This is a genomic window from Pseudoalteromonas sp. APC 3893 (assembly GCF_030408095.1).
GTDB lineage: Bacteria > Pseudomonadota > Gammaproteobacteria > Enterobacterales > Alteromonadaceae > Pseudoalteromonas.
In genome coordinates this window covers 858,287-882,808 of sequence record NZ_JASDCD010000001.1, presented here as the reverse complement: position 1 = coordinate 882,808, position 24,522 = coordinate 858,287, and the positions used below count along the sequence as shown (strand labels likewise).

The following is a 24,522-nucleotide window of genomic DNA, read 5'->3' as shown; positions in this document are numbered from 1 at the left end:
CGTTAGTAGCTATCAATTATAGGTGTAGACATTAATAAAGTATTAGTTAAAGTTTGTAATTAACTGTATGAAAACTTCGCTGAGTCTGTAAAATTTTCCCATTAAACTCGCCAACACAAAATAACAAATTGTTTTATATGAATTTATTATTGGATTGCTATTTGCTTAATAAATCTAATGGTAAATTTTTGGAACTAGCAAAAATGGAATTAGACTTACAGTGGAACGAAATTATTAAGAATTTAGTGCAATTAGGCATTGCTTACTTACTTTCATTGCCAATGGCATTTGATCGTGAGCGATCAAATCATGGTGCTGGTTTACGCACCTTCCCTTTAGTTGCGGTTGCTTCTTGTGGCTATGCACTGGTTGGCATGTCGGTACTGACATCGTCAGAAGCTGAATCAAAGGTACTTGAGGGCATAATTACCGGTATTGGTTTTATTGGTGGCGGCGCTATTTTAAAAAATAAAAACTCGACCTCTGGCACGGCCACCGCAGCAAGCATCTGGAATATGGGTTTAATTGGCATTGCAGTCGCATTTAGCCGATACGAAATTGCATTATTGATGGCTATTATTAACTTTGTGACACTTAGATATGTGAAGCGAATTAAACCATCAGTAAAATAACAAGAACAGCCAAACTGCCGTTCTTGTTTATTATAATGAATTACTGCGCCGCCTCTGCTTGGCTGGCCATAAATTCGTTAAATGTACCGTGGAAATTAACCACTTTTTTGTCACGAATATCAATAATACGTGTAGCCAGTGATGAAACAAATTCGCGGTCATGACTTACAAAAATCAATGTGCCTTCAAAATCTTTTAATGCATTATTAAGTGCTTCAATGGCTTCCATATCCATGTGGTTGGTGGGCTCATCCATAACCAATACGTTTACATCCTGCATCATCAGTTTACCAAACAATAATCGGTTTTTTTCACCACCTGAGCAATTTTTGGCTTTCTTATTGGCATCATCCGCTGTGAATAACAAACGACCCAACATACCGCGCACCATTAAGTCGTTATGTTTAGCTGTACGCCATTGTGACATCCAATCGAACAGTGTTAAGTCGTTGTCAAAGTCTTTACTGCTATCTTGCGGGCAATAGCCAATAGATGCATTTTCTGACCATTTAATAACGCCGTGGTTTGGCTCAAGTTCATTCACTAAACAGCGAATAAAAGTTGATTTACCCACACCGTTCTCACCAATAATAGCTAATTTTGAGCCAGCTTCTAAAATAAGCTCGCCACCTTCAAACAATACTTCGCCATCAAAACCATGACCAAACTGTTCCAGGATCAATGCTTGGCGATGCATTTTTTTGCCTTCATCAAAGTACAAAGAAGGTGCCATACGACTTGATGATTTAACCTCATCAAGGCTAATTTTATCCATTTTCTTAGCGCGAGAGCTTGCCTGTTTTGCCTTTGATGCATTTGCCCCAAAGCGATTTACGAAATCTTGTAGCTCATCGATTTCAGATTGTTTCTTGGCGTTTCCTGCTAGCAGCTGCTCACGAATGAGCGTTGAGGCTTCAATGTATTTTTCGTAATTCCCTGGATAGATACGTAATTCGCCGTAGTCTATATCTGCCATGTGGGTACACACAGCATTTAAGAAGTAACGGTCATGGGAAATGATGATCATGGTGCATTTACGCTGGTTAAGCTCATGCTCTAACCAGTTGATTGTATGTATGTCCAAGTTATTGGTCGGCTCATCCAGTAATAAAATGTCTGGATTAGCAAACAATGCTTGCGCAAGTAACACACGTAACTTCCAACCTGGAGCTACTTGTGACATTAAACCAAAATGAAACTCTTCTTCTATACCTGCTTTTAATAAAATATCGCCAGCACGGCTTTCAGCACTATAGCCATCCATTTCGGCAAAAATGCTTTCAAGTTCAGCCACTTTCATGCCTTCTTCTTCACTCATTTCAGGTAAAGAATAAATACGGTCACGCTCTTGCTTTACTTTCCACAGTTCAACATCACCCATGATCACAGTATCTACCACTGAGTATTGCTCAAAAGCAAATTGATCTTGACTTAGGTTACCTACTTTCAAACCCGGTGTAATTGACACATTTCCAGAAGTCGGGGTAAGTGCGCCACTCAAAATTTTCATAAATGTAGATTTACCGCAACCGTTAGCCCCTATTAGACCATAACGATTTCCGTTACCAAATTTAGCGGATATATTTTCAAATAACGGTTCGGCACCAAACTGCATGGTGATATTAGCGGTTGAGATCAAGATGAATTCCTAAGCAAAATGAGCAAGTAAACTCATCGTCAAAAATGAAGAGTTAATACAGGCAATAACACAATATAAAGAGGCCGCGAATTATACAGCCCACACACCATACAGTCGAGCTTTGTAAACAAGCTTAGTCAATATACTGAGGTTTAGTCGGGTTTTGGTAATAATCAAACAGCATACGGATATCTTCCTTTAGCACTCTTCCTGTTGAAAGTTCAGGTAAATTGTCTAAAGCAAAAAAGCCTGTGTCAGAGATTTCAATATTTATTTTAGCCTCACCACCAATGAAATCACATAAAAAGAATAGCTTATAAATATGCTGTACGGATACAGGCTGATAAGGGTGTAAAGCGCGGTCTTTTAATGCAATCAACCTTGGGTTCCTTACCTGATAACCAGATTCTTCGAGTACCTCGCGTATAACACCTTCACATGGTGCTTCATTAACATCAGCCCAGCCACCCGGTAAAGACCAACAATCGTCCGTGCGCTCTTTAACTAATAATATTTTATTATCTTTAATAACGCCTGCACGTAAATCAACTTTTGGTGTTGGGTAGCCTTGTTCAGCAATAAATAAATTAACCACTTTTTCAACTGGTTGCTCAGAAAGACTGGCTATCATTTTATAGCTTAATTGTTGTAATTGCTCGTAACGCTCCATGTCGTAATCGTCTTTAGTATACGCCTTCCCTGTTTGGCTAATTGCTTGAATTTGCTTAGCCCATGCAAGCCAATTTTGCATTTTTATGCTCCTTACTATTTTTATTTATTATACCGTAAAACGAAAAAAGCGAAGGCACTGCCTTCGCTTTTTAAATAACTGACCGTTTAAGCAAGTTTATCAGAAGCTACTTTATATTTAGGATCCTCAATAACATTCACTTCAACCAGATCACGTGCTTTATGCAGTAACTTAGTACAGTCTTGACTTAAATGACGTAGATGAAGTTGTTTTCCGGCTTTGGTGTATTTATCAGCAAGAGTATCAATTGCTTCTATCGCACTGTGATCAGCAACACGACTGTATTTAAATTCGATGATGACATCTTTAGGGTCGTTTCTAACATCAAATAATTCAGAAAAACTTTTTACTGAGCCAAAAAATAATGGACCATGTAATTCGTATACTTTAGCACCATCTTGATCGATATAGTTAGTCGTATAGATATGCTTAGCATGTTGCCATGCAAAGACTAATGCAGATACGATAACACCCACACATACTGCAATTGCTAAATCGGTCACTACAGTCACGCCTGATACTAATACAATAACAAACGCATCAGATTTAGGAACGCGCTTCATCATTTTAAAGCTAGCCCACTCAAACGTGCCAAGTACCACCATAAACATAACACCAACAAGCGCTGCTAGTGGGATCATTTCAATTAAGCCTGCGGCGAAAATGATAAAGCCCAGTAACATTAATGCAGCAGTGATCCCCGATAGACGAGAACGGCCGCCTGAATTAATATTGATCATAGATTGTCCAATCATGGCACAACCCCCCATTGCACCAAAGAAACCACACGTTACGTTTGCAGCACCTTGACCAATACATTCTTTATTACTTTGACCACGAGTCTCGGTTATTTCATCAATTAAACTTAACGTTAGTAGTGATTCAATCAAGCCTATTGCCGCTAAAATTAATGCATAAGGGAAGATAATCTTAAAAGTTTCAAAAGTGAAAGGCACCATAGGAACGTGAAACTCTGGTAAGCCACCAGCAATGGTTGCTGCGCTGTCACCTGTCATATCTTTTAAGAAATCGAGCACGGTACGCGCTTCAAGGTCTAAACCAATTACAATAAGCGTTACAGTTACAATCGCGACTAAGGTTGATGGTACCGCTGTAGTCAACTTAGGCAAAAAATGAATAATAGCCATGGTGAGTGCGACAAGCCCCAGCATGATCATCATTGGCTCCCCTGTCATCCATTGCATAGTCCCATCGGTAGCTGGGGACTTAAACTGACCCAGTTGAGCTAAAAATATCACAATTGCTAGACCGTTCACAAAGCCAAGCATAACTGGGTGCGGCACCATTCGAATGAATTTACCTAATTTGAAAATACCGGCGAGTATTTGCAGTATCCCCATTAATAGCACAGTGGCAAATAGGTATTCTACTCCATGGTCTAATACTAAACTTACCATTACTACAGCGAGTGCGCCTGTAGCGCCAGAGATCATGCCAGGACGACCACCAAAAATAGCTGTAATTAAGCCAACTATAAATGCAGCATACAAACCAACTAATGGTTCTACGTTTGCAACAAATGCAAAAGCAACGGCTTCAGGCACGAGGGCAAGCGCCACCGTTAAACCTGATAAAATATCATTTTTAGCAGAGCTTGGCGCTTTGCTGAGTAAGTTAAACATTGAGTTCCTCGTGGATGTAGGGATCAAAAAAAGCCCTGAATTCTATCAAATTAAGCAAAAGTTAACAATTGGTTATTGTAAATGCACTATTGAGTATAGTGCATTTGAACTGGAATGATTTTTACTATTTGATTAAATAAATAACCAATAATTTTATAGAGGAAGTGAAGTGCTACGCTTTACACACGTCATGGTCACGTTTGAATGAACTTCTTGCACAAACTCAAGATTTAATAAGTTATCACGTACAAATTGCTCATATCCTTCTATGCCCTTAGAGATAATTCGTAACATAAAGTCCATAGTACCTGCCATGCTATAACACTCAGTGACTTCGTCGTAACTCAAAATAAGGCGTTCAAATTCAGCCAAATTAGTACGGCCATGGTTAGATAAACGCACATGGGCATAAACTAACATATCAAAGCCAAGCTTTTTCTCATCGAGTAAAGCAACTTTGCCTTTGATATAGCCATCTTGTTCTAGCTTGGCAATTCGACGCCAACAGGGTGACTGAGACAATCCTACTTTATCAGCAATGTCAGCGGTTGAAAGGCTTGCATCTTGCTGTAACAGTGCCAATATTTGGCGGTCAACTTGATTTAGAGACATTTTATTTCTTTATTATTTTACTAAATTGATTAAATTATACATCGCTTTATCGGCTACGTCTTGTGTTTTTATGCATTTTTTATGCGTAACTAGCCAAACTTACCACTTATAAATGGATTCGATATGCGTTCAACGGCAATTTTCGTATCAGGTCCATGCCCTGATAAAATTCGAGTATCATCAGGAAGTGTTAACACTTGCTCTTTGATAGAGTTCAACAATTGCGCGGCATCGCCTTTTGGAAAATCTGTACGCCCTACTGAACCTTTAAATATTACATCGCCAACCAACACAACTTGATGGGTAGCTTCGTAAAAAACAATGTGCCCAGGGGTATGACCTGGGCAATGTCGCACTATAAAACTTAAATCGCCAATTGTATAAGTATCACCTGCTTCTAACCAAACATCAGGATAAAAAGTGTCTATTGTTTTAAATCCAAACATCTGTGCTTGCATCGGCAGAGCATCAAACCAGAATAACTCATCTTTTTGAGGGCCGATTATTTTAATGTCAAAGTGTTCAGCTAACTGTTTTGCTGCACCAACATGATCAAGGTGCCCATGTGTTAATAAAATACTTTTAACTTCTACAGGTCGTTTTTCAAGCTCAGCGATAATTTTCTCTGCATCACCACCAGGGTCAACGACCACAGCTTGGCGAGTTCGCTTACAAATAATAATGCGGCAATTTTGTGAAAAAGCGGTTACTGGGAGCGTTATTATATCCATTATTTATTTCTTATCGTTCAATTTAGTGTCAAACGCCATAAGTACTGGGTATTTTAGATACGCTTGATCATAGAATGGCGTTTTTTGATAAAGCCAATTTAAACGCGCTTGCGCATCTTTTGCAAACTTTGCGTCTTCACGAATTTTTTTATCAAACTCTAATGCAAGTGCTGGCTTATCTTTAAGCATTTGTCTGGCATAAGGTGTTAATGCGTAATTTTCCATGTATTCAGTGCGTTGAAAAATAGTATTGAACTCACCCCAAGCAAAAAACGAATCGGGCGCTTCTGGGTGTAATAAATGAGTTGCTAATTCGCCAAGCGGTTGCGCGGTTATTACTTTAGACCAACCAGTCACAACCTTTTCATTGAGTGGTTGGTAGTCAAATTCAGCCGTTACTCTAAAACGACCTTCAAATGGAGTTTTATCAAATTCATGCTTAGTCACCGCAGCCACTTTCAAACTAGATATTGCCGTTGTTTCAGTAACCTGCTGTACTTCAATACCGTGAAGCTTAAGCTTTTTAACTATTTCAGGATAAGCGGGTGGAATGTAAAATGCTTTTGGAACAGTTACTGTTTGCTGTATATCTTTTTGCCAATAGATAGGCAATGCCGAATACTCCTGCTTTTCCCCTAAATATTTCACCTCCATTTGACCACTTAAAGCACTCTCACTACGGCTATATTTTATGCCTTTAAACGCAAGGGTGTCAGGGTCTTTGGCATAGCCTCGCTTTACAATAAGTTGGCTAGGTAAAAAAGCATGCTCTTTAGTGACGGCTTCAGCAAGGTGTTGATGATGCTCTGATAATGCCGTAATTGCACCATCTAAAAATACATAAGTTCCTAAAACCCGCTGTTTGTATGGTTTAAGTGAGTGATTCTCTACTAGGATACTCGGTAATGAACGCAAGTCCCCCCAACCATTTGAATAACGTGGCGTTGCAACCCAGCCAGCAAGACCTTTTTTAAATTCACGTTTATCCATTACAAACACTAAAGGCCCTGGAATATGCCCTTGTTGTTCTAACTTAGCATCAATCACTGGTTTAAAGTACTGATCAAGTGCTTGCGACACACTAGGTGATTCACTTGCAAACACTGGGTTATAGCCATATGTCACGTCATATTGATAATCTGCACCATCAGTAACATGAACATCAATATATAAATCTGGCTTATATTGATTTATTACCTTCATTACACCGCGAACACCTGGGGTGTCTAATTTAGTGTAATCACGATTTAAATTTAAGTTATTGGCGTTTGTTCTAAACCCCATTTCAACCGGACCACGCTGGTTTATGCGATTAAACTGGTTGCGTCGCTCATGCCCATCTACATTTAAAATTGGAATAAATAAAATATTAACCTTACTTAAAATATCACGGCGTTTTCCCGTTGCGATATCTCTAAGTAGCATGAAAGTTGCGTCTTTTCCGTCGATTTCTCCAGCATGAATACCTGCTTGAATAAAAATAGTCGGCTTTGCACTATGACTTATTTGGCTCGCTGAAAAATCACCGTCTTCGCTGGCAATGAGCATTTTAATTGCACGCCCTGCATTACTTGTCGCAATAGTCTGAACTTGAAATTGAGTTGGGTTAGCCGCAACTAATCGCTCAACAAAGGCCATTGTTTGGTTATAATCTGGAGAGTTCAACCCGTTACTCAGTTCGAAGTCGGTTGTTAAAGGACCTTTATCTTGCATTAACTCTAAACTTTGGCCTTGCCAAGGTAAAAGTGGTGGCAAGTGACTATCCAAGGTAACGGTGGCACTTAACAATAATAAACTGGCGATCATAGGACTCTCTAGCATTAGCCTTTGTAATTACATGAAATTATAACAAGGATAAATGAAGGGTCGCGTAAACTGCGGTGATTCAACAAAAAAATGCAGCCAATGACATAGCGCAAGATCAAGGCATGAAAAAAGGCGCTGTAAAAAGCGCCTTGCCACTCAAGAATGTGCTTAAAACATATCTTGATAAGGATTCGTTTGACTCAAAGTAATGGATTTTTCAAAACCAGGGATTTGCATATCTTGCTCTGAGATGACGATGTCATTTTCATCAATCATGCCATCACCAAAACGGTAAATAAGCTCATAATTACCTAAATCGGCTTGTTGCTGGTAGTCAGCTTTAGCAACTTTAACCACTTGATGTAATTGCTGATAATTATTAATCGCAACTTCACCATGGCGTTTTTGTAACATATGCATAGTTACTGATGGTGATAATACGGTTGCAGTAGCATTGTTACCACCAAATCCTTTAGAGTTAATAAATGCAATATCCATTTGCCCGCAGTTATAGTGCTCTGTGCGAATATCTAAACGTTCGCTGTGCACGTCATCGGCTACTTTATCTATGGTTGTAATACCCGGCATAATATGATGTGTAAATACGCCAAGTGCCATTGCTAATTGATCGCCACTTGCAGGCGCAATTGTATGACCTACATATGCTTTAGGGGCCGCTACTTTCCAGTTATCAATGGCAAAGGTTTGTGCTAAGCGATGGTATATAAGTGATTCTGTAACGCGATTTTGCGGCGTGCTTGAGCCATGCGCTAGAATAAAACTTCGTTCTTGAACTGCTTCTTGGCCTAAAATACTCGTCGCTAATGCAACTGATTTAGCCATAGTAATATAATTTCCAGGGCCAGGTGCGGTAATTGATTTTTTAACACCATCTGCATTTACGTAAACATCTGGCACTGCTCCCATGATGTCAGCACCTAACTCAAGAGCAAGCGCATCATCCATTAATATCGCTACTTGTGCACCCTCACCAATAGTAAAACCACAGTTTTCACCAAAAGGACGACTAGTTCGACGATGGTCAACCACATCGGTGTTATCTAATCGTTTTAGCCCTTCTTCATTGGCTAATGCGCCCATATTACCAAAGCCTTCGATGATCTCAGGGGTAATTGCACATTCAGACGATGCAACAACCGCTACTCGCGTACGCCCTGCTTGAATATCATTAACCGCAGCACGTAAGTTATATAAGAATGTTGCACAAGCACCCGATGTAGTAAACGTTGTGCCTACATTACCAGTAACATATGCATTGATAAAATCGGTCGACATGGTATTTAAACCCAGTGCCAATTGCTTAGTACTTACACGTTCACCCTGTTGGCGAGAACGAATTAAACCACCAAATCCTTCATCGTTCACCTGTCCTGCAACAGAAGCTGAATAGGTACCAATTTGATCTGGTTGCACACTATTCATGATCTGTTGCCAATCAAGGCCAGTCGAGCGGATCGCATCTGTTGCTGCAAAAATAGTGGCTTGCAAACCACGAGGTTGATATCGGCTATTGTACATCACAGACGGATCAAACCCTGTTGGAAACTGGCCTGCAGCTTTAATTGGATTATCACGTGTACTGGCATGTTTTATGTCAATATCAGCCGCAATGGTCACTTTTACTTTTTTACCTTCTAGCTCCTCTACTTGCCAACTCGCAGGTATTGGTTGGGGTAAATCACGCGCGCGAGTTTCAAAAACAATCTTTTCATCATTTGACACACTTAAGGTCATTTTTTGCTGCCAAGACGTGGCATCAACATCAAAATGATTTTTTTCAATTTTACGGATCAACGTACCTGTAATAATCTGCTCACCATATAGTGCTTCGATATTAGCTTGCTCGACGGCTGCGCCATTTTGATCTACTAATTGGCCTTGCTCTAACTTAACGAGATTCATTAGTGAGGCTAAGCCTAAAAATGTTTCTTGGCGCGCTTTAGCATCTAAACGGTCTAACACGATACGACGATAACCTTGATGAAATGAAGTTCGGCCTGCGGCGTTGATTCCGCCCATACCGACAATAACGGGTAATGCTGTCATAATTTACCTTGGGAAAACGTGTTAATGAATATAACTGCAGTTTAGATGGATTCAACAAACTAAATTGTGCTTTAATAGCCAAATATCAGGCTTTAAATGCCAATACCAACTGGTCGGAGCAATTAAGTGGACAAACAAGAAGCCTATACACCATTAAAAATTAGTTTATTAGTCTATCAGCATTTATTGATAACCAGTTTAACCCTGCCAATTGAAATGCTCAGAGCAGGTGAAGCATTTGCTAAAAGTCACTTAGATAAAAACCAGTTTCGCCCTTTAGAAATTTACCTCGTTGCAGAGGAACAGCAGCCTATAAAAAATAGAACCGGTCTGGCTATCATTCCTGATTGCACGCCAAGCGATGCCCCAAAAAGTGACCTTATTATTGTGCCAGGTATATGGCGAAACCCTCGCCCTGTGGTCCGTGCTAACAACGCACTGGTCAATTGGCTTGAGCAAAGCTGGAAAAATAACAGTCAAATTATCGGGGTGGGCACAGGTAATTGCTTATTGGCACAAGCAGACCTGTTAGATGGTCATCCCGCGACAACTCACTGGCATTACGCCGAACAATTCAAACGTGATTACCCTAAGGTTCTACTTAAGCCTGACTTTTTTATCACTCAGTCAGAACGTCTGTATAGTGTGGCTAGTTTGAATGCTCTTGCCGATGTAATTGTGCACATTATTAGTCAATATTATGGACAACAAGCTGCGCAACATGTTGAGCGTAATTTTTCTCATGAAATTAGGAAGCCCTATGAAGATCAACGCTACCTTGAAGGTGCAGTTGATAAACACCCTGATGAACTGATTGCGCAAATACAGTTTTGGCTCAAAAACAACTTAGCTGGGGAGCATACTTTAACCGAAGTAGCTGAATTATTTGGTCTAAGTTATCGTACCTTCACGCGTCGATTTCGCCATGCTACAAATCAAAGCCCTGTTGAGTATTGGCAACAACTTCGGGTGCAATCAGCCAAAGAACTTTTAGCTTCATCTAATCTTTCAATCCAAGAGGTGGCATTAGAGGTTGGCTATAACGACCAAGGGCACTTAACACGTGTATTTAAAAAATATTTATCGCAAACCCCCACAGCTTATCGCACTATTGTTAGACGTAAGTTATTTGGTTAAACAAAGTTACATAAGCATAATTAATGTTTAGGCTCTGTTGATTTAGTCTGCCGATAGTAACGTTTAGAATAAATCTTAACTTGGCGATGTACGCCTTTACTTAAACTTTTAAATTGAGCTTCAAGTACGTCTACACCATATAAGATACCAACCACCAAAACTGACAGCTTTATAGCAGCCCCATGATACTGTGTCGCTATCATCACTCCTATTGATGCCAGTACCCAAATGGTTGCAGCCGAAGTCACTCCAACAACAGCTCCATCCTTAGCGAGCATAACTCCCGCACCTAAAAAACCAATACCAGTTATTATTTGCCCCACTACGCGAGAATGGTCAATCACATCACCATGGAGCATAAATGCAGATGCTAAAAACAAATAAGTACCCAGTATAATTAATACTGAAGTACGTATGCCCACAGGTTTTCCTCGCAACTGTCGCTCGGCTCCTATTAACGCACCACAAAAAGCAGCGGTGCCTATCGCGCTCCACGAATATGGGCTTACATCTAACACTTCATACAAAGTCACGTCATTATCCTTTAAAACTAAAAGCAATAGCCGTTTTCAGCCGGTTAGACCCAAAAGCAGCCTCTTTGAAAAATCAGTCCAGGCAATTGGCACATGTTGGCAATCTATCGCTAACTGTTGGTCAATTTCATAAAATGGGTCATGCACATATAAACAGTGTTCATCTAAATGCGTTATACACACCCAATGGGGTGATTTCTTACCATCAAAACGATAAGTGCTGATCAGTATAAGAATAGCCATATCTGCTGCTAACCATTTAGCGATATCTTCAAGCGTAAAATCTTGGTATTTCACATCAAGCTGTTGATTAATCGCTTCTATAACAAACTGATTATGTACAGTATGCATAATTGCTTTTTTTTTCTCACTCCTCACACCATCAATAAATAGACTCTCACGGGTATTGAGCAATACTTGGGCATTAAACCCACCCTTTTTTGCTGCCAAATAATGCATAAATAGAAACACCCATACAGCTAAGTGATGGTTGCAAACTCGCTCACTTAACAGGATGGGTGCTTTAGCATAAGCTACAGGTGATTTATAAATGCTTTTTGATTATTTGGCTAACGAATAATTTTTAGCGTCAGGATAAGTAAAATTTATCTACAGGATTTGTTCAATAAAAAGCAGTTGTGTTTTATCTGCAATGGTAAAACTAAGCTCATCCTCTTTTTGTTTATTCATTAACAAGGAGCCTAAAGGCGACTGCGGTGTTAACACATAAATAAGTTGTTCTTTAATGGTCACGCTAAGGCCACCTGATAGTGGCCCAATAAAATACCACTTAGTGTTTTCATCTTCATCACTCACACATACTAAAGACCCTATTGAAACTTTATTAGCTGATGGCTCTTTAAATACTTTTTCAAATTCAATGATACTCAAATGGCAGTCATTAACACGTTCGGCTTGCCCTTGTGCTAAATATGCAGCTTCAAGACCTAATGTATCGTATTTATTTTCAGCTATATTTTCTTCGTGAGTCGCGGCATCGTGAGCCGTTTTCGCTGCTGCTTGCGCTGTCGCCAATTGTGCTTCAAGCGCAAACCGTAAATGTTCAATAACGTGAGTTTTAATCATAGGATGTTATTTTAAATACCAGTAATGAAGAGTATAAAATGCTGTTAAAGTTTATCAACTTAAGATAAAAAAGCAGCTAAAAGCACGCATAATTGTGCTTTTAGCGATTAAGCCACGGGTTAGCTATTTAGTAATCCACGGGGTGACTTTTGTAAGGGAGGCTGAGACATCAAACGTTGTTTTATCGTCTTGCCAGTCATCAGTAACGCTCACGTGGCAAGTATTTTTTACACAATTAAAAGCTGCATCATCAATACTAACCGGATCTGCAAATGTGAGTACCACGCCTTTTTGCTCAGGGAGTAAAAAACTCATCAGTTTACTAACAAAAAACCCTGATAAATCAGAGAGTAATTCATCAAATTCATCATTCAATTTATAAAGTTGCTGCTTATTTAAATCGCTATTAGTAAATTCACGCGCTTCAATTTGTAATTTTAGCTGACAGTCATGGTTATCATTTTGTGGTTCAATAACAATCACAGCTTTGTCGGTATCAAGCTGCTTGTCATAAGGCAATAGCAACTGTGCTTGTTCTGTATAGTTAAGCGGATACTCTTGGCGTTCTGTTATGATGCGACCTGTTTTAATTAAGCACGCATCGTTTGAAACTATATCTGTAATATAAAAATTTACTTGAGCAAACTGAAAATCACCTTTATTAACCACTTTTAAACGATCATAAAAACCATCATACGATACAACAAATTCTTTTGCCTGAAGCGTTGCACTAACAAAAACGCTGCACAACAAACCCACAAGTAAAGTTACGTTACACTTATTCATCAAAATAGGCCTTATTATGATTAATCATTTGGTTTAGCTCTTCTATATAGGCTTCACCGCGCTCTGAATACGACATTAAACCATAGCTGAGTTTAGTGGCGGTAACTGGCTTTTGTTGACGGCGTAAATCAGCACGAATTGAACGTAGCTCTTTGTACGCTGCATGGGTGTTAATATTTTTAAAATAAGAAGCAACTGCGTCACGAACAGAATTAAATGCGGCCACTTCATGCGCTGCACCAGAATTACGACGATTGGGGATCATGCCACAGCCCTGGCTATAACACCATTGACCAAAAAAGTTCAAGCCTATACGGGCAAAACGTGATGTTCCCCAAGCCGACTCGTTTGCCGCTTGCATTAAGGCAAGCTCTTTCGGAATAATATCCACACGCCGTAGTGCTTGGTTTAGCGATAAATTATTTATTATATTAGGTAACTTATAACTATTTAGAATATTTTTTACTTGCTTCGTTTGTTTAGCGTTCAAGGGCTCGTCATATTGAAGCATCATTAACGCGATTTCTAACGTAGCACGTTGCTGACGAATTTGTTTGTTTTCAGCTTCAATATGTGGACGAATAAAATCAAAAAACGCGCGTTTTTTTTCTTTTACGTCAGTAAAGCTATTAAAATCAGGTAGCTTTACACTATGAAGTGGCTTTTCTTTTTCCTTGACGATTAATTTTTCAGTGCTTTCTTGCTCTTCGGGCTGAGTCGTTGTTTTAATAAATGGATAAACCAACGCCCAAATAAAAAATAGACTAACGAGTAATTTAACTAAGTACTTTAGCATGTATTCTCTCTAAAAAACTGATATTGATGCATGGCTATATTCACATGCATGTAGCCGCGCATTATACTTAATAACAGCTAATTTAGAAACATCAGCCAATTAATATAGAAACTTTCATCAACTGAATGATTTATAATCTACTAAAATCCGTTACAATATTTATATCAACTTGTTAGAAGTCAGTGGAAAACCAATTCATGGAATTAGATTGGCAAAGTAGGATCATAAAACAGCAGAAATCTCGACCTAATGATAATCGCTCTGCTTGGCAAGTAGACCGTTCACGGATAATACACGCAGCTGCGTTTAGGCGACTTCAGGCGAAAACCCAAATTATGGGTATCGGGCTTAATGACTTTCACCGTACCCGTTTAACCCATTCACTGGAAGTATCACAAATTGGTAGCGGGCTACTACGTCATTTAGAAAAACAACACCCTGATTTTAATCATTTTCCAGATCAAAGTTTATTAGAAACCTTATGCTTAGCGCATGATATAGGCCATCCCGCGTTTGGTCATGGTGGTGAAATAGCATTAAATTATATGATGCGAGATCATGGTGGCTTTGAAGGTAATGCGCAAACCCTGCGAATAGTGTCTCGATTAGAGCCCTATAGTGATGGCCATGGTATGAACTTGACTCGCAGGACATTATTAGGCTTTATAAAATATCCAGCTTTTATTGACGACCTATGGCATACAATTCCTGAACATGACTCTAGCAGAGCCTTTATAAAAGCAGATGATTGGCGACCAACTAAAGGCTTGTACACTGATGATAAAAGTACTTTTGAATGGATTATTGCCCCTTTATCAGACGCTGATAAAAACAATTTTAGTCAAGCAAAGCCTATTGACGAATACAGATCAAAGACACTGTTTAAGTCTCTTGATGCTGCAATTATGGAGCTAGCTGATGACATTGCTTACGCCGTTCATGATTTAGAAGACGCAATTGCCACTGAGCAAATAACCTTAAAAGAATGGCAGAACCATGCAATACCAGTATTACAAAGTGTTGACTGTGATTGGCTTGAAACAAGCAATATAACAGCGCGTCTTTTTTTAGGTAGTGAAGCTCAGCGCAAAGATGTCATTGGTGAATTAGTTAATTTGTTTATAACTCAATCTTCAATAACAAGCACCGATATTGTATTTGAGAATCCTATATTGAATTTTACCGTTGTATTACCAGAGTCTTACCAACACTTGCTTGAAGCACTGAAGTCATTTATCTACCATCGCCTAATTAGGGCTTCGCACATGCAGCAAATTGAATTTAAGGGTCAAAAATTAATTATTGAGCTTTTTGAAGCCTTTACCTGCGATCCACTGCGCTTATTACCCGAGACAACAGCAAACCTTTATCGTCACGTGCAGCAACAAAACGGGAATACTCATCGCGTAATTTGTGACTATTTAAGTGGCATGACCGATGAATACGCATTTAAAACACACCAGCGGCTGTTTTCAAGTAATAACTAACGATTAAAGTAAGAAGTAAGAATAGTAAAACGCCGAAACTATAGTTTCGGCGTTTTATATTAAGGTAAAAGTGTTTTTACAGTGACTTTATGCCCATGTTATACAATGTAAAACCATAGATATCTGCATACTGATCAATTATTTTACTCGTTGGTGTACCAGCACCATGGCCCGCATTAGTCTCTATGCGGATCAGATAAGGATTAACCCCAGCCCCTTTTGTTTGTAGTTCAGCGGCAAATTTATATGAGTGTGCAGGAACGACGCGGTCATCATGATCCCCTGTCGTAATTAATGTTGCTGGATATTCAACCCCTTGCTTAACATTGTGTACCGGTGAGTAAGCTTTTAAATAATCAAACATTTCTTTGCTTTGCTCGCTGGTGCCATAGTCATATGCCCAACCCGCTCCAGCGGTAAATGTATGATAACGAAGCATATCTAAAACACCCACAGCAGGTAACGCAACTTTAAATAGCTCTGGTCGCTGGGTCATTACGGCACCAACCAGTAAACCACCATTTGAACCACCACGTACAGCTAGGTAGTCACTTGATGTGTATTTTTTATCGTTTAGGTACTCTGCTGCTGCGATAAAATCGTCAAATACATTTTGTTTTTTCAACTGTGTACCGGCATCATGCCAGGCTTTACCGTATTCACCACCGCCCCGTATATTTGCCACCGCATAAACACCACCTTGTTCAAGCCATGCAGCAATTGTTGAGCTAAAACCAGGTGTCATACTTGCGTTAAAGCCACCATAGCCATATAAAATAGTTGGATTTTTACCATCAAGCTTGGTGTCTTTTTTGTATGAGATAATCATGGGTACCTTAGTACCATCTTTAGATGAATAAAAAACCTGTTCAGATGTATATTGCTCTGAATCAAATTGCGCCCCGGATTTACGATAAACGTCAGATGCGCCCGTTTTCACATTAAATGCATAGGTATTACCTGGCGTTGTGTAGTTAGCAAACGAGTAGTAGAGTGTGTCGCTTTGTTTTTTACCGCTAAAACCACGGGCAGTTCCCACCCCTGGAAGACTAATTTCACGAACTAACTCACCTGATTTATCAAATTGCTGAACTTTTGAGATTGCATCAACCATGTACTTTGCAAAAAAGTAATCGCCACCTTTAGACATACTTAATACATTATCTGTTTCTGCAATTAAGTCTTGCCAATGATCAGGAGTCGGGTTTGTAGCATCAACAGTCACCACTTTTTTATTAGGCGCATTAAGGTTGGTTACTAAAAATAGCTTGCTTTCGTCGTTATCAAGTAGGTAAGTGTCTGATTCTGTGTGCTCTAAAATTGTCGTCAATTGACTATCAGGCTTTGATAAATCTTTAATGAAAAGCTTATTTCCTGATGTAGATACACTGGCTGAGATCAGTAAATAACGGTTATCACGGGTAACTGACGCACCAACATAACGGTGCTTTTCATCATCAGTGCCTCCATAAACTAGTTCATCAGAGCTTTGTGCTGTGCCTAATTTATGAAAATATACTTTATGCTGATCTGTTTTAGCTGATAACTCGCTGCCTTTAGGTTTATCGTAACTTGAATAATAAAAACCTTCATTAGCTAACCACGAAATACCGCTAAACTTAACGTCAACTAAATTTTCTTCAACAGGCTGCTTCGTTCCTGTATTTATGATAATAATTTTTCGCCAGTCACTGCCACCTTCGGAGATTTGGTACGCAGCCAGTGAACCATCTTCGGAAAATGTAAGGCCAGACATAGACGTTGTGCCATCATCACTGAACGTATTCGGATCTAAAAATACCTCAGCTTCACCATCACCGAGTTTACGAAATAGAACGTATTGATTTTGTAGCCCATCATTTTTATAAAAATAAGTGTATTTACCTTCAATAAAGGGAGCAGTCACTTTTTCATAGTTCATCAACTTTTCAAGGCTGGCTTTTAATGTGTCACGATAAGGAATAGTGTCTAGGTAGGAAAATGTCGTATTATTTTGAGTCTCAACCCAGTGGGCTGTTTCATCGCTCATATCATCTTCTAACCAACGATAAGGGTCGGCTACTTTTTCATCAAAATAGATATCAACAACAGCTCCTTTTTTAGTTTCAGGGTAGGTTAACTGCTGTGTAGTTTCGTTTTTAGTTATTACTTCTTTTTCACTTTTATTAACAGGCATATCCGAACAACCACTTAGTGCTGCTATAACGGCGCAGGCTAAAACTTTTTTTAACATTATATTTTCTTTCTCGCTAATTAGTTACCTTATAACATATTTTTTTACGGGACTATTGTCTAGCGTAATGCGACTAATAGATTGTGCTACTGTGAATATATGTAAACATGCTAAATGCAAGTTAGAAAACTATTCACTTAAAAGGTGTATAAAATGGAACAACAAAATAAACAAAAAACCTTTAAGATATATTAATGGGTAAATTCGCCGGTGAACAGCCTGCTTTTATTAACTGCCAATGCTATAGTAGCGCTAATTTTTGTTTTTTAAGATATTAAAATGTATCGATTATTTGAGCGGATGACAAAACCGTTCCCTGAACAACAGCCAAGCCAACCACCTGAAACTCTGCTTGCCTTCTGCCTGCACTATACTAAGGGTATGGAGCTATCTTTAGTACTAATGTCACTCAGTGCTGCAATGTTGGCCATTTTAGAAGTATCTCTTTTTAGTTACATGGGTCAACTAGTAGACTGGTTGGGAACATACACGCCAGAAACACTCTTTGTTGAGCAAAAATCAGAGCTCATTAAGATGGCTGTTGTCTTGCTGGTGGTATTACCCATAGTGGTGTTTTTTCACTCGGCTATATTACACCAAGCACTTCTTGGTAATTACCCCATGTCGATTCGTTGGTTGGCACATCGCTATTTATTACGCCAAAGTGTTAGCTTTTATCAAAATGAATTTGCTGGACGTATCGCCACAAAAGTAATGCAAACATCGTTGGCGGTTCGAGAAACCGTAATGAAGTTACTTGATGTACTGATGTATATTGTGGTTTATTTTGGCGCCATGGTATTTTTAGTTGCCGAGGCAGATTGGCGATTAATGATCCCACTACTAGTCTGGCTTGCACTTTATGCTGCAATTCAAATGTACTTTGTGCCAAAGCTAAAGCGTATTGCCAGCTCACAAGCCGACGCCCGTTCTGAAATGACTGGCCGAATTGTCGATAGTTATACAAATATTTCAACAATAAAACTGTTCTCATACACCCAGCGTGAAGAGCAATATGCAAAAGATAGCATGGACGTATTTTTACAACCTGTTTATAAGCAAATGCGGTTAGTCACCAGCTTAAATTTTTGCATTAATAGCCTTAATTATTTACTGGTTTTTAGTGTATCAGCATTATCTCTTTATCTTTGGTCATTAAGTGCAATCAGCGCAGGTGCAATTGCTATCGCTGTCAGTTTATCTCTTCGCTTAAATGGCATGGCACAATGGATTATGTGGGAAATTAGCAGCCTTTTTGAAAATATTGGTACAGTCAGTGATGGTATGAAAACCTTGTCGACACCGATTGATGTTGATGATGAACCAAATGCTAGTACACTGGCGGTTAGTGAAGGGCAAATTATATTCGATAACGTGTTTTTTAACTATGGTAAAGTGGCTAATGAAACCAACCGAGGCCCAGTTATTAATGGCTTAAATTTGAACATAAAACCCGGTGAAAAAATTGGCTTAGTGGGTCGTTCTGGTGCAGGTAAATCAACGCTCGTAAATCTCTTACTGCGTTTTTATGATGTTGACAGTGGTGCAATAAAAATCGATGGCCAAGATATATCAAAAGTCAGTCAGCAAAGCTTAAGAAAATACATTGCGATGGTTACGCAAGACACCTCTTTACTGCACCGTTCAGTTAAAGAAAACATTCTTTATGGCCGCCCAGATGCAACCGATGAACAAATGATTAATGCCACAAAACAGGCTAAAGCCATGGAGTTTATCGAAGACTTAGAAGACAGCAAGGGCAATAAAGGGTTTGCCGCACAAGTAGGCGAGCGCGGCGTCAAACTCTCGGGTGGCCAACGCCAACGCATCGCAATTGCACGAGTATTGCTTAAAAATGCCCCTATTTTAATTTTAGACGAGGCCACAAGCGCCCTTGATTCTGAAGTTGAAGCTGCAATTCAAGCTAGTCTAGATGATTTAATGACAGGCAAGACGGTTATTGCCATTGCTCATCGCCTATCAACCATTGCCCAAATGGACAGACTAATTGTGCTTGATGAGGGCGGTATCGTAGAACAAGGCAGTCACGAACAGTTATTGTCTCAAAACGGTATTTATGCGGCGCTATGGACCCACCAAACCGGTGGATTCATAGGCGTTGAATGAAGGAAGCAAGTTAGCAAGTTAGCAAGTTAGCAAGTTAGCAAGTTAGCAAGTTAGCAAGTTAGCAAGTTAGCAAGTTAGCAAGTTAGCAAGTTAGCAAAGCTTAGTCGGTGCTTTAGGCTAGTCAATTTAAAGTTAAATATACTTCAGTTTTAACTATCTGAAGTATATTTAACATCGCTATCAAGCCTAAATAATCGAGACTAACATCAATTAGCATAGTCATATTGACTAAAGTACCGCTTGTAACTGTTAATATTTTTCTAACCTTCCCCCTTTTATAAGCTTCAATCCTAGACCTTTGACTAATCCCAACTTGTACAAACTTGCTTTACTCTAGGCATTCAATATTTATTGCTTTGAAAAAGCTGTATTTAATTTTGAAACAGAGCAGCAAGCATGTTGCCGGAGAAGTTATGACAACAACATCACAGGATAAGAATCCACCCAACGCTAACACCGGTGATCACGATAACAGTGTAAACGGTAGTTATGAAAACCTCCATAAGCCCAGTTCATCATTTGATACCCGAGATGAATATCTCGAGCATGAACTACAAATAATGCAGCCAAAACGCTGGCGAGCAAACTTGCCTTTTCGTGATTACCGTTTTGAGTTTGAAGATACTATTCCAGCTATGGCAGGAACTATAGGTAAAGTTGTGATGGTTGGTGCAATTGCTGCTACCTTTGCGGCTCCGCTCGGTTTAGGTGATGCCTTTATATTAGAGAATGTGCGCTACGAACTATTAATTGTCGCATTTTTCATTATATTGTTTTCTGGATTCATTTTACCTACCGCTAATTTAGCGGGTACACATGGCCCTTTGATCCCCCTTATACCTATTGTGGTTGCAGCAGGCGGCCACCCAATGGCTTTTGGTTTATTGATAGGCGCATTTGGCTTTATTCTTGCCATCAGTAAAGGAGGTAGTTTACTTGCACGATTAACCAGCAAAGGTGTATGCGGAGGATTACTGCTCTATTTAGGGTTTATCGGTACTATTTCCCAGGTTAAAAAGTTATTTTCGTGGGCTGAAAGCATTAATATGAGCCACATAGCCTTCATTGTAATTTTAGCGACTATATTACTTTATGCACTCTTAGAGCACTTTAAAAAACGTTGGCTTGCTGTGCCGTTAAGCTGCTTAATTGGCGGTGTCACAGCGTTTGCTTTAGGTGCACCTTTTGAATTCAAAACAGCACCTGGCCTACCTAATATGAATCCAATGTACTGGTGGGGTGAAAATACTGGCTGGATGCTTGGTTTACCTACCCTCGAAAGCTTTGTTGTTGTGTTACCTTTTGCCATACTCGCTGTAGCAATGTGGTCACCTGACTTTTTAGGCCATCAAGTATTTCAAAAAATTAGTTACCCGCAACGTACTGAAAAAGTACATATGAATATAGACGATACTATGTTTAGCGCATCGGTTCGTCAAACCTGTGGTTCATTACTGGGGGGCTCTAACTTTACCTCATCTTGGGGTACGTATATTGTGCCAGCGGCTATCGCTAAGCGCCCTATCCCTGCTGGCGCTGTGTTAACTGCCCTATTTTGTATTATTGCTGGTATTTGGGGATACCCTATGGATTTAGCCATATGGCAGCCAGTACTTTGCGTTGCGCTAATTGTAGGGGTATTTATACCACTGCTTGAGGCAGGGATGGAAATGACCCGCGAAGGCAAAACCACTCAGTCCGCAGCCATTGTTGTATTTGCATCAACGCTGGTAAATCCTGCATTTGGTTGGTCTCTGACAATGCTGCTTGATAACCTGGGTCTAATTGGTTGTAAAGAGCGAAGTGCTGAGCTAAGCCCGATGAGTCGTTGGAAAATTCCGTTGATAATGTTTGTTCTATTAACCAGTGTAATGGCTATGGTCGGAATGCTACCTGGAATACCTGCACTGCTAAGTGATTTCAGACATTTATAAATAACCATCTTATACAAGCAGCAAACTAAGGGTTAGTTTGCTGCTTTTTATATTTTCTGAATGGATTTTTAAAAAGCAATTAAACGTAAACCTAATAGAACCAGCATCACCATATTTGCCCCTACACCCGCTAAAAAGAAATAGCTTCGAGGACTTGGATTTTTTTCTGTCGCAATAACATAATAAAGTGCCATGTGAATACAGCGAGCAATAACATAAACCCACATGCAAATTGCAAATACAGCACTGTGGTAACCAATTATGAATGAAAAGAAAACAGTGCCTAAAAACAACACACTATTCTCAAGGGTATTTTTAAACGTACGATGCGCCCTAAAGACAAAGCTATCGTGACTTAAATTAGAATCAATTTTACCTGGTACTGCATCTTTTTGGCTGGCTTTACTAAATGTAGCAACAGCCCATTGAGTAAAAACCATAATCAAGTAAAAATACAGAGCAAAATAGGCAGACAAAGCAAGTTCAGTCATCATTATTCCTTTTTTATTTAGATACTTACCATAAAGCAAAAAACAAGCCTGTTATAACCAACTGAATAATATGTAATTTCATATATGATTATTATCTAATATGTAAAAAATAGTCTTGCTTGTATAAAAACTACATTAATGTGAGTCATCATGTTTTTGATAGGTGTTATGTTTGCTGTATTGGGTGGTTTTAAATGTAATCTGCGGCTAAAAAAGTTCACTGCTAATATTTTTTAGATGGCATCAAATACCCATAAACAGAATATATATCAGTAATCTAATGTATGCATATTATCAATTGAAGTGTTCTAACAAACTAAAGTGTATGTAAACAGGTAATAAGTTTAGATTGAAAAACAAAGAAGACCTAGCTTCTTTGCTTTAAAGAAGTCGTTTTTGCTAAAACAAAGATGCATTTAACCACAAGTGCAACAAAATACTTGCAGCATAACCTAGTGCAATAACAGGCGTCCATTTTAAATGACCAAAAAAGGTGTAGTAGCCTCTGGCTTGTCCCATCAATGCAACACCTGCCGCGGAGCCTATTGATAACAAACTGCCACCTACTCCCGCAGTAAGCGTAATGAGTAACCACTGCCCATGAGACATATCAGGCTGCATAGAAAGTACTGCAAACATCACAGGTATATTATCTATCACCGCTGAAATAACCCCTAAAAAGATATTAGCGGATGTTGCTGACCAATTTCCGTAAAGCATCTCAGACATTAAATTTAGATAACCCAAAAAGCCCAAACCACCGACACACATAACAATGCCATAGAAAAACAATAAAGTGTCCCATTCAGCGCGTGACACTTTACTAAACACATCGAATGGCACCACACTACCGAGTTTGGCGATGCGGTCATTGTCACCAATTTGTTCTGCATGGGCCTTTTTACGCGCTAATGAGCCCGGTAATGTCATTCTTAAAAAGTAACCAAAAAACTGTAAATAGCCTAATCCCATCATCATACCTAGTACGGGAGGTAAATGTAAAAAGCTATGACACGCAACGGCCGTTGCTATGGTTAATAAAAATAGCGTTATAATTCTCAACGCACCGCGTTTAAGCTCAATTTCTTCGTACACCGCTGAAGGCTGTTTATTTGCAACATAAAAACTCATTATCGCAGCAGGTACTAAATAGTTTGCTAAAGCCGGTAAAAACAATACTAAAAACTCATTAAAATGAACGAGTCCCGCTTGCCAAACCATTAAAGTGGTAATATCACCAAAGGGGCTAAATGCGCCACCAGCATTGGCCGCAATAACGATGTTGATACAACTTAGATTAATAAAAGGCTTATCACCCTCTGCCACTTTCATTACTACTGCACACATTAATAATGCAGTGGTCAGGTTATCTGCAATTGGAGAGATAAAAAATGCTAAAAACCCGGTGATCCAAAAAAGGTTCTTATAATTAAAGCCCTTTTGAATCATCCATGAACGTAGCGCATCAAACACACGCCTTTCTTCAAGGGCATTAATGTAAGTCATTGCAACGAGTAAGAACAGCATAAGCTCGGCAAATTCGAGTAAATTGTGTCTAAACGCGGACTCAGTAATGCCCGGTATATCATTGTTTACATAATACGCACCGATTAAAATCCATATCAGACCCGCAGCAACCAGTACTGGTTTAGATTTTCGTAAGTGGAGCTTTTCTTCAAGCATAACCACTGCGTACGCAATGCAAAATATAACAATACACAGCAAGCCAACGTTCGAAGTTGTAAGATTTAATTGCCCTTCACTAGCCCATGCAGGAGAGCAAAATAGTAGTAACACTAAGCTAAATAAACTTAAGCCTCGTAATAAATTTTTCACACGGTACGTCCTGTTTTAATTTTAAATACGGTATTTTTATAACCAATTTTTTGTTGTCGTTATTATTAATGAGGGATGTTATAAAAAAGTTGACGTAAGTTATCATAATTTTACATAAAGGGAATTATACTCAAGTCTAAATATTCATTCTTTAGTGTTATATAAAAAATAACATCGATGAATACCTAATCGCGA

20 protein-coding genes are annotated in these 24,522 nt (G+C 39.1%); 5 read left to right on the top strand and 15 right to left on the bottom strand.

Annotation, left to right across the window (positions count from 1 at the left end; genetic code table 11):
- Positions 1–203 precede the first annotated feature (203 nt).
- On the top strand, positions 204–632 hold the full coding sequence (locus QMA12_RS04000) for an MgtC/SapB family protein (protein WP_290208401.1): 429 nt from the start codon (positions 204–206) through the stop codon (positions 630–632).
- Between the two features lie 40 nt (positions 633–672).
- Here QMA12_RS04000 and QMA12_RS03995 read toward each other — a convergent pair whose 3' ends face one another.
- The 7 genes from QMA12_RS03995 to QMA12_RS03965 form a co-directional block, all read right to left on the bottom strand.
- The gene (locus tag QMA12_RS03995; protein WP_290208402.1) at positions 673–2,271 is read right to left on the bottom strand and encodes an ABC-F family ATPase; all 1,599 of its coding nucleotides are present in this window, start codon (positions 2,269–2,271) and stop codon (positions 673–675) included.
- 133 nt (positions 2,272–2,404) lie between these two features.
- Positions 2,405–3,022, bottom strand: coding sequence for an NUDIX hydrolase (locus QMA12_RS03990; RefSeq protein ID WP_290208409.1), 618 nt, complete (start codon positions 3,020–3,022; stop codon positions 2,405–2,407).
- A gap of 86 nt (positions 3,023–3,108) precedes the next feature.
- Positions 3,109–4,665 carry a SulP family inorganic anion transporter gene (locus tag QMA12_RS03985; protein ID WP_290208410.1) on the bottom strand — a complete coding sequence of 519 codons (1,557 nt, stop codon included), beginning with the start codon at positions 4,663–4,665 and terminating at the stop codon, positions 3,109–3,111.
- Positions 4,666–4,818: 153 nt separating this feature from the next.
- The gene (locus QMA12_RS03980; protein WP_058558840.1) at positions 4,819–5,277 is read right to left on the bottom strand and encodes an Lrp/AsnC family transcriptional regulator; all 459 of its coding nucleotides are present in this window, start codon (positions 5,275–5,277) and stop codon (positions 4,819–4,821) included.
- Between the two features lie 89 nt (positions 5,278–5,366).
- The gene (locus QMA12_RS03975) at positions 5,367–6,008 is read right to left on the bottom strand and encodes an MBL fold metallo-hydrolase (RefSeq protein WP_290208411.1); all 642 of its coding nucleotides are present in this window, start codon (positions 6,006–6,008) and stop codon (positions 5,367–5,369) included.
- Between the two features lie 3 nt (positions 6,009–6,011).
- Complete coding sequence (locus tag QMA12_RS03970) at positions 6,012–7,814, bottom strand: M14 family metallopeptidase (RefSeq protein WP_290208412.1); 1,803 nt, start codon at positions 7,812–7,814, stop codon at positions 6,012–6,014.
- A 168-nt stretch (positions 7,815–7,982) separates the two neighbouring features.
- Entirely contained in the window at positions 7,983–9,881 is a 1,899-nt protein-coding gene (locus QMA12_RS03965; protein WP_290208413.1) for a beta-ketoacyl synthase, read from the bottom strand.
- Between the two features lie 126 nt (positions 9,882–10,007).
- Here QMA12_RS03965 and QMA12_RS03960 point away from each other — a divergent pair, with 126 nt between their 5' ends.
- The gene (locus QMA12_RS03960; protein WP_290208414.1) at positions 10,008–11,018 is read left to right on the top strand and encodes a helix-turn-helix domain-containing protein; all 1,011 of its coding nucleotides are present in this window, start codon (positions 10,008–10,010) and stop codon (positions 11,016–11,018) included.
- 20 nt (positions 11,019–11,038) lie between these two features.
- Here QMA12_RS03960 and QMA12_RS03955 read toward each other — a convergent pair whose 3' ends face one another.
- The 5 genes from QMA12_RS03955 to QMA12_RS03935 all read right to left on the bottom strand — a co-directional run bounded on the left by QMA12_RS03955 (position 11,039) and on the right by QMA12_RS03935 (position 14,219).
- The gene (locus QMA12_RS03955) at positions 11,039–11,551 is read right to left on the bottom strand and encodes an MgtC/SapB family protein (protein ID WP_290208415.1); all 513 of its coding nucleotides are present in this window, start codon (positions 11,549–11,551) and stop codon (positions 11,039–11,041) included.
- A gap of 36 nt (positions 11,552–11,587) precedes the next feature.
- Positions 11,588–12,010: a peptidase C39 family protein gene (locus QMA12_RS03950; protein ID WP_356948014.1), complete on the bottom strand. Its 423-nt coding sequence runs from the start codon at positions 12,008–12,010 to the stop codon at positions 11,588–11,590.
- 150 nt (positions 12,011–12,160) lie between these two features.
- Positions 12,161–12,637: a GreA/GreB family elongation factor gene (locus tag QMA12_RS03945; RefSeq protein WP_087533837.1), complete on the bottom strand. Its 477-nt coding sequence runs from the start codon at positions 12,635–12,637 to the stop codon at positions 12,161–12,163.
- Positions 12,638–12,760: 123 nt separating this feature from the next.
- The gene (locus tag QMA12_RS03940; protein ID WP_290208417.1) at positions 12,761–13,423 is read right to left on the bottom strand and encodes a DUF2987 domain-containing protein; all 663 of its coding nucleotides are present in this window, start codon (positions 13,421–13,423) and stop codon (positions 12,761–12,763) included.
- Positions 13,416–14,219, bottom strand: coding sequence for a glucosaminidase domain-containing protein (locus QMA12_RS03935; RefSeq protein WP_290208418.1), 804 nt, complete (start codon positions 14,217–14,219; stop codon positions 13,416–13,418). Before QMA12_RS03935 ends, QMA12_RS03940 begins: the two co-directional genes overlap by 8 nt.
- Before the next feature lie 197 nt (positions 14,220–14,416).
- Here QMA12_RS03935 and QMA12_RS03930 point away from each other — a divergent pair, with 197 nt between their 5' ends.
- Complete coding sequence (locus QMA12_RS03930) at positions 14,417–15,706, top strand: anti-phage deoxyguanosine triphosphatase (protein ID WP_290208419.1); 1,290 nt, start codon at positions 14,417–14,419, stop codon at positions 15,704–15,706.
- Positions 15,707–15,782: 76 nt separating this feature from the next.
- Here QMA12_RS03930 and QMA12_RS03925 read toward each other — a convergent pair whose 3' ends face one another.
- Positions 15,783–17,939: a prolyl oligopeptidase family serine peptidase gene (locus tag QMA12_RS03925; RefSeq protein WP_290208420.1), complete on the bottom strand. Its 2,157-nt coding sequence runs from the start codon at positions 17,937–17,939 to the stop codon at positions 15,783–15,785.
- A gap of 279 nt (positions 17,940–18,218) precedes the next feature.
- On the opposite strand from QMA12_RS03925, the gene QMA12_RS03920 reads away from it, so the two are divergent.
- Positions 18,219–20,066, top strand: coding sequence for an ABC transporter ATP-binding protein (locus tag QMA12_RS03920; RefSeq protein WP_087533842.1), 1,848 nt, complete (start codon positions 18,219–18,221; stop codon positions 20,064–20,066).
- A 413-nt stretch (positions 20,067–20,479) separates the two neighbouring features.
- Complete coding sequence (locus QMA12_RS03915; protein WP_290208421.1) at positions 20,480–22,000, top strand: DUF3360 family protein; 1,521 nt, start codon at positions 20,480–20,482, stop codon at positions 21,998–22,000.
- Between the two features lie 68 nt (positions 22,001–22,068).
- Here the strand turns inward: QMA12_RS03915 and QMA12_RS03910 are convergent, their stop codons facing one another.
- Both QMA12_RS03910 and nhaD read right to left on the bottom strand, forming a co-directional pair.
- Positions 22,069–22,491: an MAPEG family protein gene (locus QMA12_RS03910; protein ID WP_290208831.1), complete on the bottom strand. Its 423-nt coding sequence runs from the start codon at positions 22,489–22,491 to the stop codon at positions 22,069–22,071.
- Positions 22,492–22,890: 399 nt separating this feature from the next.
- Entirely contained in the window at positions 22,891–24,327 is a 1,437-nt protein-coding gene (gene nhaD, locus QMA12_RS03905; protein WP_290208422.1) for a sodium:proton antiporter NhaD, read from the bottom strand.
- Between the last annotated feature and the right edge of the window lie 195 nt (positions 24,328–24,522).

Bases quoted from the DNA above. Each gene is read 5' to 3' on its own strand.
- QMA12_RS04000 (WP_290208401.1), top strand. From the start codon at position 204: ATGGAATTAGACTTACAGTGGAACGAAATTATTAAGAATTTAGTGCAA.
- QMA12_RS03990 (WP_290208409.1), bottom strand. From the start codon at position 3,022: ATGCAAAATTGGCTTGCATGGGCTAAGCAAATTCAAGCAATTAGCCAA.
- QMA12_RS03985 (WP_290208410.1), bottom strand. From the start codon at position 4,665: ATGTTTAACTTACTCAGCAAAGCGCCAAGCTCTGCTAAAAATGATATT.
- QMA12_RS03980 (WP_058558840.1), bottom strand. From the start codon at position 5,277: ATGTCTCTAAATCAAGTTGACCGCCAAATATTGGCACTGTTACAGCAA.
- QMA12_RS03975 (WP_290208411.1), bottom strand. From the start codon at position 6,008: ATGGATATAATAACGCTCCCAGTAACCGCTTTTTCACAAAATTGCCGC.
- QMA12_RS03970 (WP_290208412.1), bottom strand. From the start codon at position 7,814: ATGATCGCCAGTTTATTATTGTTAAGTGCCACCGTTACCTTGGATAGT.
- QMA12_RS03965 (WP_290208413.1), bottom strand. From the start codon at position 9,881: ATGACAGCATTACCCGTTATTGTCGGTATGGGCGGAATCAACGCCGCA.
- QMA12_RS03950 (WP_356948014.1), bottom strand. From the start codon at position 12,010: ATGCATTATTTGGCAGCAAAAAAGGGTGGGTTTAATGCCCAAGTATTG.
- QMA12_RS03945 (WP_087533837.1), bottom strand. From the start codon at position 12,637: ATGATTAAAACTCACGTTATTGAACATTTACGGTTTGCGCTTGAAGCA.
- QMA12_RS03940 (WP_290208417.1), bottom strand. From the start codon at position 13,423: ATGAATAAGTGTAACGTAACTTTACTTGTGGGTTTGTTGTGCAGCGTT.
- QMA12_RS03935 (WP_290208418.1), bottom strand. From the start codon at position 14,219: ATGCTAAAGTACTTAGTTAAATTACTCGTTAGTCTATTTTTTATTTGG.
- QMA12_RS03930 (WP_290208419.1), top strand. From the start codon at position 14,417: ATGGAATTAGATTGGCAAAGTAGGATCATAAAACAGCAGAAATCTCGA.
- QMA12_RS03925 (WP_290208420.1), bottom strand. From the start codon at position 17,939: ATGTTAAAAAAAGTTTTAGCCTGCGCCGTTATAGCAGCACTAAGTGGT.
- QMA12_RS03920 (WP_087533842.1), top strand. From the start codon at position 18,219: ATGTATCGATTATTTGAGCGGATGACAAAACCGTTCCCTGAACAACAG.
- QMA12_RS03915 (WP_290208421.1), top strand. From the start codon at position 20,480: ATGACAACAACATCACAGGATAAGAATCCACCCAACGCTAACACCGGT.
- QMA12_RS03910 (WP_290208831.1), bottom strand. From the start codon at position 22,491: ATGACTGAACTTGCTTTGTCTGCCTATTTTGCTCTGTATTTTTACTTG.